15 protein-coding genes are annotated in these 15,780 nt (G+C 43.6%); 9 read left to right on the plus strand and 6 right to left on the minus strand.

What is annotated here, in order from left to right; translation table 11 throughout:
* Window positions 1-4: 4 nt before the first annotated feature.
* From P0M28_RS04500 to P0M28_RS04515, 4 genes are all read left to right on the plus strand, one after another.
* Complete coding sequence (locus P0M28_RS04500) at window positions 5-637, plus strand: hypothetical protein (protein ID WP_302208342.1); 633 nt, start codon at window positions 5-7, stop codon at window positions 635-637.
* 141 nt (window positions 638-778) lie between these two features.
* Entirely contained in the window at window positions 779-961 is a 183-nt protein-coding gene (locus P0M28_RS04505; RefSeq protein WP_302208343.1) for a hypothetical protein, read from the plus strand.
* A 2-nt stretch (window positions 962-963) separates the two neighbouring features.
* Window positions 964-1,209 (plus strand): M23 family metallopeptidase, encoded by a 246-nt coding sequence (locus P0M28_RS04510; protein WP_302210971.1) that lies wholly within the window; start codon window positions 964-966, stop codon window positions 1,207-1,209.
* A gap of 11 nt (window positions 1,210-1,220) precedes the next feature.
* Complete coding sequence (locus P0M28_RS04515) at window positions 1,221-1,796, plus strand: hypothetical protein (protein WP_302208345.1); 576 nt, start codon at window positions 1,221-1,223, stop codon at window positions 1,794-1,796.
* Here the strand turns inward: P0M28_RS04515 and P0M28_RS04520 are convergent.
* The 3 genes from P0M28_RS04520 to P0M28_RS04530 all read right to left on the minus strand — a co-directional run bounded on the left by P0M28_RS04520 (window position 1,784) and on the right by P0M28_RS04530 (window position 4,109).
* Window positions 1,784-2,383, minus strand: coding sequence for a hypothetical protein (locus tag P0M28_RS04520; protein ID WP_302208347.1), 600 nt, complete (start codon window positions 2,381-2,383; stop codon window positions 1,784-1,786). The two genes, P0M28_RS04515 and P0M28_RS04520, sit on opposite strands and share 13 nt — an antisense overlap.
* Window positions 2,384-2,527: 144 nt before the next feature.
* Window positions 2,528-3,250 (minus strand): transposase, encoded by a 723-nt coding sequence (locus tag P0M28_RS04525; RefSeq protein WP_302208348.1) that lies wholly within the window; start codon window positions 3,248-3,250, stop codon window positions 2,528-2,530.
* A 328-nt stretch (window positions 3,251-3,578) separates the two neighbouring features.
* On the minus strand, window positions 3,579-4,109 hold the full coding sequence (locus P0M28_RS04530; RefSeq protein ID WP_302208349.1) for a hypothetical protein: 531 nt from the start codon (window positions 4,107-4,109) through the stop codon (window positions 3,579-3,581).
* Window positions 4,110-4,597: 488 nt separating this feature from the next.
* Between P0M28_RS04530 and P0M28_RS04535 the strand changes: the two genes are divergently transcribed.
* The 4 genes from P0M28_RS04535 (at window position 4,598) to P0M28_RS04550 (ending at window position 9,527) form a co-directional block, all read left to right on the plus strand.
* Complete coding sequence (locus tag P0M28_RS04535) at window positions 4,598-5,125, plus strand: hypothetical protein (protein ID WP_302208350.1); 528 nt, start codon at window positions 4,598-4,600, stop codon at window positions 5,123-5,125.
* A 639-nt stretch (window positions 5,126-5,764) separates the two neighbouring features.
* Window positions 5,765-7,234, plus strand: a complete 1,470-nt coding sequence (locus tag P0M28_RS04540) for a hypothetical protein (RefSeq protein ID WP_302208351.1) — start codon at window positions 5,765-5,767, stop codon at window positions 7,232-7,234.
* 76 nt (window positions 7,235-7,310) lie between these two features.
* Window positions 7,311-8,846: an HTTM domain-containing protein gene (locus P0M28_RS04545; protein WP_302208352.1), complete on the plus strand. Its 1,536-nt coding sequence runs from the start codon at window positions 7,311-7,313 to the stop codon at window positions 8,844-8,846.
* A gap of 291 nt (window positions 8,847-9,137) precedes the next feature.
* Window positions 9,138-9,527 (plus strand): recombinase family protein, encoded by a 390-nt coding sequence (locus P0M28_RS04550; protein ID WP_302208353.1) that lies wholly within the window; start codon window positions 9,138-9,140, stop codon window positions 9,525-9,527.
* Between the two features lie 305 nt (window positions 9,528-9,832).
* Here P0M28_RS04550 and P0M28_RS04555 read toward each other — a convergent pair whose 3' ends face one another.
* Complete coding sequence (locus P0M28_RS04555; protein WP_302208354.1) at window positions 9,833-10,228, minus strand: hypothetical protein; 396 nt, start codon at window positions 10,226-10,228, stop codon at window positions 9,833-9,835.
* Between the two features lie 165 nt (window positions 10,229-10,393).
* Between P0M28_RS04555 and P0M28_RS04560 the strand changes: the two genes are divergently transcribed.
* On the plus strand, window positions 10,394-11,128 hold the full coding sequence (locus P0M28_RS04560) for an abortive infection family protein (protein ID WP_302208355.1): 735 nt from the start codon (window positions 10,394-10,396) through the stop codon (window positions 11,126-11,128).
* A 51-nt stretch (window positions 11,129-11,179) separates the two neighbouring features.
* On the opposite strand, the gene P0M28_RS04565 is transcribed toward P0M28_RS04560, so the two are convergent.
* Window positions 11,180-12,109 carry a hypothetical protein gene (locus tag P0M28_RS04565; RefSeq protein WP_302208356.1) on the minus strand — a complete coding sequence of 310 codons (930 nt, stop codon included), beginning with the start codon at window positions 12,107-12,109 and terminating at the stop codon, window positions 11,180-11,182.
* A gap of 248 nt (window positions 12,110-12,357) precedes the next feature.
* A complete protein-coding gene (locus P0M28_RS04570) occupies window positions 12,358-15,345 on the minus strand; it encodes a tetratricopeptide repeat protein (protein ID WP_302208357.1) in 2,988 nt (995 codons plus the stop codon).
* Window positions 15,346-15,780 lie beyond the last annotated feature (435 nt).

The following is a 15,780-nucleotide window of genomic DNA, read 5'->3' on the forward strand; positions in this document are numbered from 1 at the left end:
GATTATGATAATAAATAGAATCAGGGCACTTTTGCTACCAATCATTTTGCTATTCTTCTCATTTTGTGGCGCAGGCGTAGGAGACGTATCATTAGAACTTAGCGGTGGATATACCTATCGCGTGGAAGGAAGCATGAAATACATTATGGCAGATCATATTTTTAAGGATAATATATATCCAGAGGTTATTAAATATAGCTACAATAAGGATTTTATACTGGCTGTACAGAAACCAAATAGAGATAGAGGAGTCACTTTTTTATCTAATGAATTAAGCTCCATGTATCAGATTTTGGTAAATGTAGATGAAAATGAAAGAAGTAGTATCATTGACCGGTATGACTCTCATAATAGCACTATAATAAGTGAACAGAGTTTGTTTAATACCTTGAAGAATAATTTGTCTGTCAACAACTCAATAGAAGACATAAAACAAGGACATGTTATCAGCGATAGTGTTTTAAATAATGATCCTTATTATCAAAAAGTGTTTTCTAACGATGTAAACTATTGGATTATCGAGCATAGAGATACAAAAGGGGACAATACTTCTTCGGTTCTACATGGTCCTTTATCAGAACAAGAATATAATGGTATGCGAGAGCATCTAGGTATTCCAGATGACTTGGTTTTATAGTTAAGATGTAAGATACGTTGACACCTAGAAGTAACCCCTGGGCACCGCTTTGATGCGAGAGGTCTACCCCGGTGATACCCTCTCGGCCGAAGTGTTTGCCAAGTACGAGTACTTTGCCCCCGACAGCCGTCCGCTGGGGCGTTGACCAGCTATCTGGCCAGTGCCTTCGGGCTACCTACTACCGGGGAAGGGGCCTTTCTGGCAGCGGGCGAAGCCCCGTTAGCCGCCCTGATGGGGGCCGCGCTGGTCGGCCAACCCGCCGAGGTACCCCAGGCCGGACTGGGCTACCTGCTGTTCGACCATAACCTGGACGTAGTAAACTAGGGCTGGGTGAACGTGAGCCAGCAAGCTCAAGTACAGGGCACGGTAGTGAAACACTCGTTGAACAAGGCGCTCAAGTAAATGCGGGGCAGGTTATTATGAACTCAGATAACACCGGACTTTCTAGTGGCCCTCATCTGCATTATGAAGTTATTAGAACAGACATGGCTCCGTTAACTACGCCCTTTTTTGAAGATTTAGATATTAGGTATGACCCAGATGAGTTACAAAATCTATTATTTGGTAATTAAACAGAAGCGTTATGTATATACTATTCTTAATAATTCTAGCGACCCTTGGTATCCATTTGCCTAGTAAGGCTGAACTAAGTTGTCAATATGAAAGCGAAGCAAAGTCAGACAATAGAAGTAGAAAAGAAAGCCAAATTACTGATCTTGTTTCTCATATGTTCGTTACCGATACTATTGTTGATGAAGATTTTATGAACAACGTGATGTTCTATTACTTAGGGTTGGGGTTGATGGAAGAAACGCTTATAAAGAAGGGATTTGAGAAGTCTTTGAACTTAGTAGAAGTGTATAACCAGAGGATCGATACTTTTTTTGTCTACATCAATCATCAAGATACCCTTGAGTATGTAATTTATGGAGAAAGGTCGTTTCTTCAAAAGGCACATATTGTTAGTGATACAATTTCAATAGGTGAGATAAAAGTCGGAGAAAGTTTCAACATACTAGTAGAAAAATTTGGTTTAGAATCTATACCTGATGAGCTGATAATCTATCCTGAAGCCTATACAAGCAGATTTACAGTTTACGTAGATAAAAACACCAGCACTATAAGCCGTATCTGCTTTGAATCGCTCTACTCTGGGTAGACAAGTTTCTTATTCGATTTCTGCTTCTTTCGTCCTCCTCCAATTTCAATACCCATTTGAAAGGTAAACATATCGGGTATACCGTGCGTACTAATTTGATACATCATAAAAGTACGTACGTGCCATAGCGTACATCCTATCCGGGGAGCCATTGTATAGCCTACTCCACTATAGTGTATCACTTCTCCCCAGTCAGTACCATGAGGATCAAAATGCGTTCGTTCTACCTGTTGGTGGACAAAGGCTGTTCTACCAAGTTGTAGCCCAGCAAAGGGACGTATTCTGGAGGTAGATCGTAAGTATCGGTCAGCCGTCAGGCCTAACGAGAGCGCAGCACCAGTCTCAGAGAGAAATTCTCGACTGGATTGAGAATCTGATTCTATTAGTGTAGCGTAAATACCCGTCGACCATTTATCATTCCAGCGCCAAGCTGGTTCTACCGTAAAGCCCCCGTAGTAGTTGAACTGATCAGAAGTCCAGATGGAGAATGGCACATCAATGCTAACTTTAAATCGTTTATACTCCTGACTATATGAAGTTAAACAGATAGATAAAAGAACCAATAAGAGAGTAATGGCAGTTTTCATAAGAAGAACTGATTTAAACTTTTGCTAGGTACTTGCACCAACTGCACATAGCGAAGATGTAGTGCCAGGCTTTCCAACTCATCATTGTTTTATCATAGCGGGTCAGGAAACTTCGCCAAGCATCCATCCACGCGTTCGTTCTTTCTACAACATATCGTTCTTCGTACATCCGCGCGGCGTCCGCTGCTCATCAAAATAATAGTCATAGTCTACTAGATCACTGGTATTGCGTGGATTGATAGGGGCATTCAATTGTATGCCATGTTTGGAGCAGGTTCCGCGAAAACCTTTACTGTCAAAACCAGCATCCGCATTGAGAAACCATCCGTCTACTGTAATGCCGCTTTTTTTCCAATCCGTAATTTGTTGTTCTAGTGCTTGCTCTAGCTTAAATAGATCATTATGATTTCCAGAGACAGGGGGTAAAAAGCCGACTACTTTTCCTTGACGGTCAGTAATCCAGATCGTATTGGAAGTGCGGGCTTTCTTTCTCCTCTGATAGCCTACTTGTTGCCCGCCAGATTTTACGGGGGTATGGGCCACCGTGGCAGCGGTGCCATCAAGAGTGGCCAAACTTAGGTCAAGTAGGTGTTTGTGATGTCTCAACAGTGCTGCCCAGGCACGCTGCCAACTTCCATCTTTGGCCCATTTGCGGTAGTGATGATAAATTGCTCCATACTTTACTTTATTACTGCTAATGAGCGATTTACAGGGTAAAAGAGCCCATTGTACTCCTGTCTTGAATTTGTAAACAATAGCGTTGACGATTTCCCATAGAGGAACTTTACTGGTATAGCCGCGTTTTGCTTGACTCAAATATGGAATAAAGTGTTTCGTTATCATACCTTTACGAAAGATGCGTATCATTTGCGATGTTGTTAGTTGGTGGTAAGAAACTTGCTAACAACTAGCGATACGCATCTTATTCTCTTTTATTCAGAAAAGTTTAAATAGCTTCGCAATGATGAAGTTATCAAATAAAAAAGTACACTATTATTTCCTAGCCAGCGCCTTTGGGTTTCCGACTGTCAGCAAAGGATGCATTTCAGGCCTAAAGCGAAGGGTCACTGGCCAACTGCAAATGATTTATATGGTTTAGTACAGTATGAGGAAACATCATTAGCGGTAAATGGGGATGTACCACACTTTCACGTACAATACAGCCCCATCTATTGATCATCAATCCGACTTAAAACTACCTGTTTATAAATTCGGCTGTGTAGGTAATATTATCCTCTGGATCTGTAGTTTGTATCACAAAACGTTGATCCGTTAATGAGGTTAAGGCAACCCGCCAAAAGGTTTGGATAGTCGGTATGGATGTAAACTCTTCACTACTATAATCTCTGCGTTGATCAAAAGTAACAATGAGTGTGTCCGTACCGGGTTTTACTTCCCAATATCCCTTTAAATCCACTGCATCCGAACAACATCCGGCTTGATTACAGTTCTTATCTTCATGCACCTCACCATTGTCGTGCTCAAACCTTCCATCGGCCCAAAATGTATGATAGTTGTCTAAATTCCTAGGATGATCTACTTGACATGAAGCGTGTTCCTGATCGTCATTAGGTGTTATTTTAACCATTTGCCATTGCTTGCTCGTTGATCCGGTAAGCTTTTCCAAATCCAATACATCTTGGGCTGTATCGTCTTCCTGACTACACGACAAGTTGAGCAGTAGCATTCCAGCAATAAGGGTAAGGGCACTAATCTTTTTTTTCATCTTTTCAAGTTTTAGCTTTTGTTGTAATCATTCCCTAGTGCGTCAGTTGACAGGGCAGGGTGGTTTCATAATATTGAGTTTATTAACAGAAGCAAGCTAGATAAATACTATCAAGCGAAAAATCTAGAATCAAAAGAAATAGCACTTATGTAGTACTATGGTAAGAACTACTCTCCGTGACAAAATGATGTCTTACATCTTCTGTAGGAAGAAGGTCAATGAGGAATAGTGAGCAGTCATAACTTTCTATTGGGCTCCACTCTCGAGCTGCCTCCGGCGATAAACCCCTGGCCACTCTGTTGATGATTCTTTACACTTTATCCACTACATCTACATGCTTAAGGTATACAAACCATACACAGGTAATTGTTTGGTAAATTCAGTGTTGTTCATGGTGGGGGCTAAGAATACATTAATCATTGAGTCACCACTTATGATAAAGCAAACTATTCTTTTGTTTGTACTAATCGTTTCAAGGTTCATTTCCCTTGCTCAACCAGAGCGGGAATACAAACGGTTTAAAATGGCCCCAGGCCTTATCATCGTACCCGTTCCGCCCGGTGCTTACCAAGTATATAGGGCTATACCTAGAACTGGCCTGGCGGCGGAATGACGATTTGTCGGTTGGCCTATACTTCGCTTTTCTTACTACGGAGCCACGATCACTGGAAACGTATTTGACAAAACGAGGCTCACTACTTACGATGGCGGTAGCGGTAGACCGCTATTGGCAGTTCAAGGAATTTCGCCCCTTCTATAGCTTATCAGTAGGTAGCTTTTCTCACCACAATACTCAAAATATCCATACTGGACTTTACCAAATTGGCAATGGAACGTATCTTCTTTATCTCGAGCAGTTTATGTTTATTCGTCAGGGGTACAACGTGGCACCCAAAATAGACCTAAATTATTACCGCCTTCGAATGCAGGTCATGTATCAAATGATCACACACAGAATACCGGACATAACAACCTTACAGCTTGGAATAGAGATTGGAGGGGGACGAGAAAATTAGCGTCATTAACTCATAAGGCTAATCCACTGTTAGCACCATTGCCCATATTACCGAAAAGACAGGGGTCTAGAACAACCATTTCTATAGCTGGTTCAGCTTAGACTACTCTTTTCCAACAAGCGTGCTTTGGGTGAGTCACTTTTTATTATCTGTGTAAGGTGTTCCCGCAACTTCGCTGAGCATATCATTCCTTTTTTCGGCTTGTAGGTATATCAAGAAACCGTAAGCCATCAATCGTCAAAGTGATGCTTGTGGTCGTCTTTGTTTTGTGTGTTTGGGTAGAGGACTATAGTCAGATTTCTTTTGGCCTGAGTGAGGGCTGTATACTGCCCCACCACTTTACGGCTAATTCGCCACTAGAGCCTGATAGGGTTTGTCTAAGTTGGTGGGATAATTCTTATTCCGACTTCGCACGGGGGGTTTTAGGGGGTCTTAGGTGCAATATAGCCTTTCCAAAAGGTGGCATCCCAGCGCCACGCTTACCTTTACCCGAGGGAAGAACAATCGGTTCCCTGAGCTTTGCTTACCCACGTAAGAAAAAGCAAGACAATGCAAGGGGACTGACCACCCAATTTTGCTTGGTTCTTCAGTCTGGTTTACTTATTTTTACCCTAAAGATATTCTACCAAAACAATTACTGTGCACCTCACTCATCTTCGGATCATTGGGCTGGGAACCCTGTTCGCCATGACGGTTCTGATTACTTCCAGCCATGCCCAGTCTACGTTTTCTATTGAACAACCGGATTCCGTACCGCCTACAATAACGAATATAATCAACCAATACGATTCGCTACGGGGACAGGCAGTGTCTACCACGGACTCATTACGAGCCCGGGTTGCCTCCCCCCTACCCGACTCCTTACCTTTTTCGCTAGATTCCATCCGCACCCGGGCTGAAAAGGCCAGGCACCGCCTTACGTCCTTATCCGATAGTGTGCACCAGCGGCTTCCCCTCTATGCCAGGACGGCCCAACCTCTCTCCCGCAGAAACTGGGCGGGTGCTTCCTCCCAAGCCAACCTAGACCGCTATCAACAGCGACTGGCTTCACTCTCGGGCGACCATACCCCGTTAGCTAACGCACGGCGCACCAAGCTACAGCAACGGCTGCGCTACTGGCAACGAAAGGCGGGGCAAATCTCTCCACCTTCATCCTTACCTAGCCCAGACCAAACCCGTTCGGCCCTATCCTCCGCCATCCCGGAGGCCCTTCCTCAAACGGAAACCCTGGCCCCCTACGCCACCGTATTGATCGACACGGCTTTTGCCCCCCCTTCCGGGCAACAAGTAGACCAAACCATTGACCAGTACGCCCGGGAGCGGTCGGAACTACAACCCCTCGTACAAGCAAAGCCCCCGGTAGACCCTCGGCAAGAACTACAGGCTTCTTTACAAGGCTACCAAAAGCACCTTAGCGGAGTACCGAGAACCCAAGAAGCCGTGCTGGAAGCGATTCAGCAGCGGTTGCAATCCCTGGGGGAAGACTATCAACACCAGTTTCACGAACGCCTCAGTAAAGCCCGCCGTAAGCTCGCCCGCTCGGGAAGCGTTGTCCCCGATACTTCCTTATCCTTCGGTCGCAGGCTACGCTTCAGTGCCAACCTGCAACTCCATCCAGGCTCCTGGCAACCCTCGGCGGTCGGCACAGGGACTTCCCCTATCCTACCCGATGACCTTACCCTTCAGGTGGATGCATCCCCGGAGGTGCAATACCTCGTTCGCCCCCGTTGGCTGCTAGGACTGGGGGGTACTTACCGTAGCGGACTACGCTTTTCCGGCTTCCCCTACCGGCTGTTCCACTCCCCTTCGGTCTACGGGCTACGTTTGTCGGGCGAATGGCAGGCTTTGCGTGGCTTTTCCCTGCGGGCCGAGGGCGAACGGCTCCGCTCCTCGACAGCGCCTACTGTTACTGATCAAGGTAAAGCGTTTCGCTGGACGAATGCCTTATACTTGGGACTAGTCAAGTACCACCGTCTGAGTGAGCGGTGGCAAGCGTTCCTCCAGGCACTCTACCAGCCCGGCCATAACCCAACTAGTAGTCCCCATCCCCGTCCCTACGTCATCCGGCTGGGTGTCCAATTTGCCCCGCAATCTGCTTCGGCTCACTAGCCCAAAAAGAGTACAGGGGTACTATTTTCCGCAATAACGCTGTTGGGTAACACAGGACCAAGATTATCTTTACAGGATGCCAACGCTATCCCGTCTACATACTTTGCCCCCGGTACTCTGGTCGCTCAACCAACCCGTACCCGCCTACAGCTTGGCTGCTTTTCGGGTAGTGTTTGGTTTGTGTATGCTGTGGGAAGTCTATCGCTATCTTGCCTACGACTGGGTAGCCCGCTACTGGATCATCCCTCAAATTCATTTTCCCTACGAAGGCTTTCACTGGCTTGCCCCCTTACCGGGTGATGGCATGTACTACCTGTTCTACGGATTAGGGGTGTTGGCCTTGATGATCGCACTAGGGCTTTTCTACCGTTTTAGCAGCCTGATGTTCTTTCTAGGGTTTACCTACATCTTTCTGCTGGAGCAGACCCGCTACCTGAATCACTTCTACCTGATTGTCTTGCTGAGTTTTCTTATGATTTTTTTGCCCGCTCATCGGGTCTGGTCATGGGATGCCTACCGATTTTCGGGGCGATGGTTCAAGCGAAATGACCCACGCCAAATTCCTTTCTGGACAGTCGCCTTATTACGCTTTCAGTTGGGAACCGTTTACTTTTTAGGGGGCGTAGCCAAGCTCAACGCGGACTGGCTACGAGGAGAGCCGATGCGGATGTGGCTTGCTGAACGGACGGGGTTTCCCCTGATCGGACCGTACTTTACCCAGGAATGGATGGTGTACTTCTTTAGCTACAGTGGCCTGATGATTGACCTATTGGCCTTGCCCCTGCTACTCTACCGAAAGACCCGACTGCCCATGTTTGTGGTACTTGTCTTGTTTCACTTCACCAACGATCAACTCTTTAGCATTGGCATCTTTCCCTGGATGGCAATCGGGGTGACGACGATTTTCTTTGCCCCCGACTGGCCAAGGCAGGTACTCAATAGCCTTCGGAACCATCCTTTGCTGTTTGTGATAGCTATGCTCGCTGGATCGTACCTGGCCCTCATCGTACACGAAGAAGTAGCATTCTTTCCGATGCTCATCGGTGCCCTAGTAGGGGCTATCTTAGCCAACAACTATTGTACGGCGGATCGCGCCGCTTGGAAAAGAAGTACTTCCCAACCTGTTTCGCCCATAATTTCATTACCTCGTCCGATGCCTACTTGGGGGCTTACCTTATTGATTGTTTGGGCTAGTATTCAGCTGGCTGTACCCTTACGGCATTATTTTATTCCGGGTAATGTCAGCTGGACTGAAGAAGGGCACCGCTTTGCCTGGCATATGAAACTGCGTGATAAGACGGGACAGGTACAGTTTTTTACCAAAGATGAGACGACGAGAGAAAAGCAGGCAATTGATGCCCGGTCCCTCGGGATGACTGATCGGCAATGGCGTAAGATGAGCACCCGGCCTTACCTCATTCACCAACTGGCCCAGCACTTGGCGGATCAAAATCCGGGTCTCGCCAGACCTGGGCAGGGTATCTATGTGCTAGCTACTTGTTCCCTTAATGGTGGGGAACCTAGATTACTGGTTGATCCCAACGTGGATTTAACCCAAGTAGATTTTCATGACTGGAAACGGAATGAATGGATACTACCCTTGGATATCTGAGTATACGCAGAAAGATTTTACGGCGCTTGACGCTCGGTTGCGGCTGTGGTGAACTACATACCCATTACTACAAAGACTAGCCGTCCGCGACTAGCCGTCCGCAATAAAACGTCCATTTTTTTACACTCCTCATTTTTCTAAAAAATACCCAGTATAAGCTGTGTATTTTGTTATGTAAATTATCTATGTGTATTTTAGAGGCAATCGTTGAGTTTTGTACATAATCATCAGTTGTCAATGAAACTAGGTTACGCATGAGTATCCACGTATGAGCAAAATTTAGATCTTCAGTTGGACGCCTTGAAGAAAGAAGGTTGCAAGCATGTATTCTCCGATAAGGTCTCAGGGGTAAAAGCGAAGAAACCAAATTTTGATAAACTACTATCCTATGCCCGCGAGGGCGATACCATTGTCGTATGGAAGCTGGATCGCTTGGGTCGTAGTACGGTTCAGCTTATTGAACTAGCCGAGTCACTTCAGCAACGAGGGGTTCACTTGAAAAGCCTTTCGGAATCGATTGATACCACGACAGCGATGGGCAAGATGTTTTTTCAGCCGCGCGGCGTCCGCTCATGTGTATTTTGGCCGAGCATGAACGTAACATTATCCGGGAACGCACCCAAGCGGGACTCGCTTCCGCTAGGGCAAGAGGAAGAACCGGGGGTAGACCAAAAGGGTTGAGCCAACGATACCAAAATATCGCTGAGGAAGTAGGAAGAGTATATCAGCAAGGGAATCTTAGTACCGAGCAGATTCGGGAGATGTTTGGGATTAAAAGTCAACCCACGCTGTATAAGATTTTAGATTTTGCAGACGTAGAACATGATACGTTCGTTCGGCGATCTCAGGGCCGGCCGCCGTCGCGGGAACCCTCCAAGGTGAAGCCTAAAAAGCGGTCAAGATGATCCCGGGCGGCCCGACCGCGCGACCGCCGCTTATGTTGAGATACCTGTTGCTCTAAAGTTTTTTTAATGTTTGGATCACCCCTATTGGAGGTAGGGCAAACTCTTAGCGTGAAAAAACACACAGATATTGTTGCTACCTAAAAATGGTAAATCGTTTTCTTCGGTATCGTCGGCTTTTTGCCAATTGGGGTTTTCTTTATCCCATTCTTCATTTTGCCGCGCTTGTTCATCCATTTCCTCGCGGGTCAAATCTCTAAGCCCGTGTGCATAGTGGCTTGCTGTCATCATTAGATTATAATCATGTTCACCGTAGAACGAACGATTGCCCCAACGCTTACAGATTTCTTCAAACACCTTTTGCCATTCGTCGCCTTCTTTATGGTATTTCATTTTATCTGATGCTTGATTGAAGGCTTCAAGGTTCCAAGTAAAATCTTGGGAAAGAATTTTTTCCGCTTCCGCTTTCGGGTCAATCATAATAAACAATATACGATTTTCCGTGTATGAGGGATATTTCACATAATGTGATAATATATCTTACGGTAAATAAATACTGTGTTGGGAACAGATTAGATTAAGTATGGAAATTATCTTTTTCTCTAGTAGATTGAGTTAAGAAGTATATTAATCAAGATTAAGTAAATGATGTTAGAAAAGGCTCATGCATTACAAGATGGCTTAATAAGCTTTGCTACGGGTGATTATTCTCTAGAAGATGCTTCATATAAAATGATGCGACTTGAATTAATTAAAGCCCCCAATCTTAGCGATAAGATTCCCGAGTTCCTTAGACGTTGTACAAGTATTGATCATTTTTGGCAGTTTATTAAAGGAGAACATGCTACTTATGCAGCCAGAAGGGAATACATTTGGAATGAGTTCAGCCCACTTATTAACTTCCTCGAGAACCAAGAAAGTAGCCCCGCAGATGAAGGTATAGCCTCTAGTTTACAAAATCTTAATTCTGACAGCGTTCATTCCGTATGGCAAAAAGCCTTAGACAGAAGAAATTCTGACCCAGAAGGAGCTATAACAATCGCTCGCAGTTTATTAGAGACTGTTTGTAAACATATTCTGGATGATTCGGGCGTATCCTATAAGTCCAGTGATGATCTTCCGAAGCTATATAGAACGTGTGCTACAAGCATGAACCTTTCACCAAGTCAACATTCGGAACAAGCTTTTAAAGCAATTTTAGGAGGATGCCATACGATAGTTCAATACTTGGGGACTTTAAGAAACCAAGTTAGTGATGCTCATGGTAGAGGAAGAAGAGCGATAAAACCGAAACCAAGACATGCTGAACTAGCTGTAAATGTCTCAGGAGCAATGGCCGCCTTTCTAGTCGAGACTTGGCAAGAACAAAGCAAGCGATAACGAATGTTCGGGAAATAAACCTGTGAGCAAATCTAAAATGTGAGAATAGGTTTAGAGAATAATAAATGGCAAACAAATTAGAAATGCTAAGGATATTAAAATGTTGATCACTGCTCCAATACTTAAAAAAGGTTTTTCTTTTATATCAATTGCCATTTTAAGGTAGTTGAAACCAAAAATCAGAGGTCTCTTTAGCTTTAGAATAGCATTCGATAATAAGTGAAGGTATATCCAAATTGATGTAAGATATGTAGAGAGGAATAAGGCCGTATCGAATGGAAGCCATAATATACCTTTTATTCCTTCTACTCTTAAGTAGAATATAAATCTTGAGAATGGTGTACTATTTGCCAAATCATAATCCCAAGAGAAAACATTCATTAAAATAGATGAAGAAATGAATGAAGTATAAAGAATGTATATTAGGCTAGTACTACCAAAATCTACAATTAGTAATAATAAGATCACTAATCTGCTTTTTGTTGCTGATAGATATTTAAGAACCAATCTGGTTTCTAATAAAGATAAATAGTCAGGGATAATGGTATAAATATATGTCATGGAAATAAGATCAGAAACATCAAACGGCAATGCATCAGAAAGTATAAGTTGCCAAGATGGATCGAATTTTGACACTATCGGATTATTCTGGGCAAGAATGATTGATGTTATTAAGACAAGTATTACTGAAACGGATAAGTAAGTTGTTAATATTGATACGAAAATGGTTTTTATGCTAAAATGCTTTTTGCCAAAAATAATGTCAAAGACATGGTTTATAGCATAAAAACTCCCTGTAAAAAAACCTTCAATACTACTCTTTTTTAACCAGTAGGAAACCATTCTTTTTGCCTCCTCGGACGCAACTGTATTGATTTGATGAGATAGTCTATAAATTATTCCGGTTGTAGTAAGCCAAACACCGAAATATGCGGCTATTGAAACAGTAGTGTTGTTCAAAAGGTGATCTAGAATTCTCACAACTTTATTAGAATATAAAATCTTGAGAAAGGATTTTTTCGGTTTCCGCTTTGGGGTCAATCATACGATCAATTTACAGCTTTTAAGCAGATAAGTGCAAACGTGATAATACCCTATATGACAAAAGGTCGGATTTTCCGACCTCTTTCTTTGAGTGATAACCTGCCATATGGAAAGTAAGTTGTAGCAACTTACTTTTGTCAACTGTTAATTCGGTATTAGCAAAGAATGAATACACATGTGTTGTATCATTCGCGTAACCTGTTAAGATTATTGCGTACAATTTTAGTATTGGGGTGATCAGAGCCAAACACCAATTCTAAGATTTTTAAAGCATCTCGATATAGCAGCTCGGCTTCTTCGTCTTTACCTTGCCTTTCCAGCAACACAGCCAGGTCGTTGTAAGAATTTGCCGTATCGGGATGCTCTTCTCCTAGCACCTGCTTTTTGATCTGTATAGCCTTTCGATATAGAGGCTTGGCTTCTTCGTCTTTACCTTGGCTTCTCAACACTCCAGCCAGGTCGTTGTAAGAAGTTGCCGTATCGGGATGCTCTTCTCCTAACACCTGCTTTTTGATCTGTATAGCCTTTCGATATAGCGGCTCGGCTTCTTCGTCTTTACCTTGGCTTCTCAACACTCCAGCCAGATTGTTGTAAAAAACTGCCGTATCGGGATGCTCTTCTCCTAGCACCTGCTTTTTGATCTGTACGGCTTTACGGTATAGTAGTTCTGCTTGCTCATATTTGCCTTGTCTTCTCAATACTCCAGCCAGGTTGTTGTAAAAAACTGCCGTATCGGGATGCTCTTCTCCTAGCACCTGCTTTTTGATCTGTACGGCTTTACGGTATAGTGGCTCTGCTTGCTCGTATTTGCCTTGATCATTTAACAAATGAGCTAAGTTATTATAAGAAGTTGCCGTATCGGGATGCTGCTTTCCTAGTACTTTCTCCTTGATTTGCTTAACTATACGAACCAGCGGTTCAGCTTCTTCGTATTTGCCCTGTCTTCTCAATACTCCAGCCAGGTTGCTGTAAGAAGTTGCCGTATCGGGATGCTCTTCTCCCAGCACCTGCTTTTTGATCTGTATAGCCCTTCGATGTAGCGGCTCGGCTTCTTCATATTTACCTTGCCTTTCTAGCAACACAGCTAGGTTATTGTAAGAATTTGCCGTATCGGGATGCTGCTTTCCTAGTACTTTCTCTCTTATTCGAATGACCTTATGGTACAATGGTTCAGCCTGCTTATATTTGCCTTTCATTTCCAGCAACACAGCCAGGTTGCTGTAAGAAGTTGCCGTATTGGGATGCTCTTCTCCCAGCACCTGCTTTTTGATCTGTATAGCCCTTCGATGTAGCGGCTCGGCTTCTTCATATTTACCTTGCCTTTCTAGCAACACAGCTAGGTTATTGTAAGAATTTGCCGTATCGGGATGCTGCTTTCCTAGTACTTTCTCTCTTATTCGAATGACCTTATGGTACAATGGTTCAGCCTGCTTATATTCGCCTTTTATTTCTAGCAACCTAGCCAGGTTGTCGTAGGTAATCCCCGTATTTATATGCTGATGCCCAAATTCATTCTCTCCAATTTGCATGGCTTTACGGAAGATCGGTTCAGCTACTAAATAATTACCACCGCAAAACAACGCTGTCCCCAAGGTACTTAGGAGGCTACCAGTATATTCAGATCTATTGTTTTCAGAAAGTAATTTTTGGCTTAGCGGCGTAAGAACCTCGACAAAAAAGCTGAAATGCACAACAATATCAATCTCACCTGTGTGACTCTCTATCCACCTATATACTTGAGTTGCCGGTAATATTTTTTTGACATGATATACGGCTTGAATGATTAGTAGCTTCCGGCTTTCGATCACCTCGGTATCGTTCAGCTTTTCTTGTAGATACTTGAAGCAAAGTTGGTGAATGCGCTGTACTTGATCGGGTAGTTCATGGGTATATTGTTCGTACAAGTGCTCTTGCATTAGTTGGTGCAGCATATAGGTTCCATCAACTTCGCTGACAAAGGAAAAGCGGCGTACTTGCTGTAGGGCTTGGGGTCCGTAGTAAGCGGTGTTAAACTCTTTAAGCAATTGTTCTAATAACTCTTCATTCCAGTTTTGTACGCATGATAGAATCTTGAAGGTATCGGATTCTTGCGTGGTAATGTGGCGGATAAATCGTTCGTATATTTCTTGGAAGGTCTTTCCAAAATCTTCCGGTACCGGAGGGCGTTGTTTGGCGATGGACTGATAGGTTGCAATTGATAGATTAAGATACAAGGGATGATTCTGAGAAGCTGCCATAATTTTCTTACGTACTTCTTCTTCAGCAATTTGGTAAAAGTCTAGCAACGTCTCTGCTTCCTCATCTAGTAACTCTTCTAATGGATAGCTGAACAATGAGCCACTCCAATCCTCTTCCCGGTATCTAGGATCGGTATCCCATTTCAATTGATCCCGTCCGCTAATCACCCAAAGAACCTGAGGCAGGTCAATAATCAGATAGCGTAGCCACTTATCTTTCTTATTGGACTCATCGCGTATTTTTAAGTTTTCAAGGGTATCAAGAAAAATGATTAGATGACGCAGGGGGTTGGCAGCTAAAAAGCTTTGCAGGTCTTTGGCCAATAACTCAGGAAGCTGCTCAATCATTTTTACAACTTCTAAAGTATGAAAGAGTTCTAGTTCGGGGTGCCGATGTTTATCCCACCATTTCTTTATGCTGTCGTCCAGCTTACTTACCAAAGTGCTGACTGACCCTAGCAAACCAGCGGTTACGGTGTCTGTAACAAAAGTTTGAGCGGCGGGACCACCAACATCTAAATGTAAATTTTTCAGAAAGCCCTGCTCCTGGGTTTTAGCAACAGCATTAATCTTAGCATAGTATACCAAATAGGCGTAATCAAAGCGGGGGAAATACATAGGAGATTCGGCTTCCTTTAACTTTGACCGGAGATGGTATAAGATGGTAGGTGCATCCTGGGCATTGACTAGGTCTGCTAGATTAACCCGGGCTACCAAGAAGTTTTGATACGTTTCACTCTTGAGTTGCTGCACCAACTTTTTCTGAATACTACTTTTACCAATCCCTCCTACTCCATAATATTCTAATACATGGTGCCGTTGCTTTTTGTGCCGGGCATGACTGTGCAGGGTGTTCCAAAAAAATTGTATGGCATCATCTCGTCCAACGAATTGTAGGTTTTCAATCTCAGTAATGCTGGTAGGTCGTTTTGCCATGAAGTACAAGGTTTGCAGGATAAGATACAAACCTTCATTATGCTGGACAATACCTATCGAGTATTCCTAAAAAAACGAGCATTGTGCTATCATCTTGAATGTCGATAAAAGGTCCTATCTTGTATGCTTTTCTCGCCTCTTCAATTGTGACTTACTCTCAGTACTAATTGCTTTAACAAAGCCTGATAATTCACATTATGAAAACGATTTTGAAGTATTCCCAGAATCACCACCCGACAATATGGCAACCGATCAGTACTCGCCAGAATTTACCCCCTAAATCCATCCGATTATTTACTTGAGAGGTCAAGTAAAAACGATTTGGTTTACATATGCATTATGCCAGATTTTTTATCACTTTGCAGGAATGGATAATGCAGAAGAAGAATTTGTTGACCATAATAATGAGTATCGACAGGATGTTTACACTAAAAT

Source organism: Tunicatimonas pelagia (assembly GCF_030506325.1).
Lineage (GTDB): Bacteria > Bacteroidota > Bacteroidia > Cytophagales > Cyclobacteriaceae > Tunicatimonas > Tunicatimonas pelagia.

What these genes read in the sequence shown, in the direction of transcription:
- P0M28_RS04500 (WP_302208342.1), top strand. Translation starts at nt 5, where the DNA reads ATGATAATAAATAGAATCAGGGCACTTTTGCTACCAATCATTTTGCTA.
- P0M28_RS04515 (WP_302208345.1), top strand. Translation starts at nt 1,221, where the DNA reads ATGTATATACTATTCTTAATAATTCTAGCGACCCTTGGTATCCATTTG.
- P0M28_RS04520 (WP_302208347.1), bottom strand. Translation starts at nt 2,383, where the DNA reads ATGAAAACTGCCATTACTCTCTTATTGGTTCTTTTATCTATCTGTTTA.
- P0M28_RS04525 (WP_302208348.1), bottom strand. Translation starts at nt 3,250, where the DNA reads ATGATACGCATCTTTCGTAAAGGTATGATAACGAAACACTTTATTCCA.
- P0M28_RS04530 (WP_302208349.1), bottom strand. Translation starts at nt 4,109, where the DNA reads ATGAAAAAAAAGATTAGTGCCCTTACCCTTATTGCTGGAATGCTACTG.
- P0M28_RS04545 (WP_302208352.1), top strand. Translation starts at nt 7,311, where the DNA reads ATGCCAACGCTATCCCGTCTACATACTTTGCCCCCGGTACTCTGGTCG.
- P0M28_RS04555 (WP_302208354.1), bottom strand. Translation starts at nt 10,228, where the DNA reads ATGATTGACCCGAAAGCGGAAGCGGAAAAAATTCTTTCCCAAGATTTT.
- P0M28_RS04560 (WP_302208355.1), top strand. Translation starts at nt 10,394, where the DNA reads ATGATGTTAGAAAAGGCTCATGCATTACAAGATGGCTTAATAAGCTTT.
- P0M28_RS04570 (WP_302208357.1), bottom strand. Translation starts at nt 15,345, where the DNA reads ATGGCAAAACGACCTACCAGCATTACTGAGATTGAAAACCTACAATTC.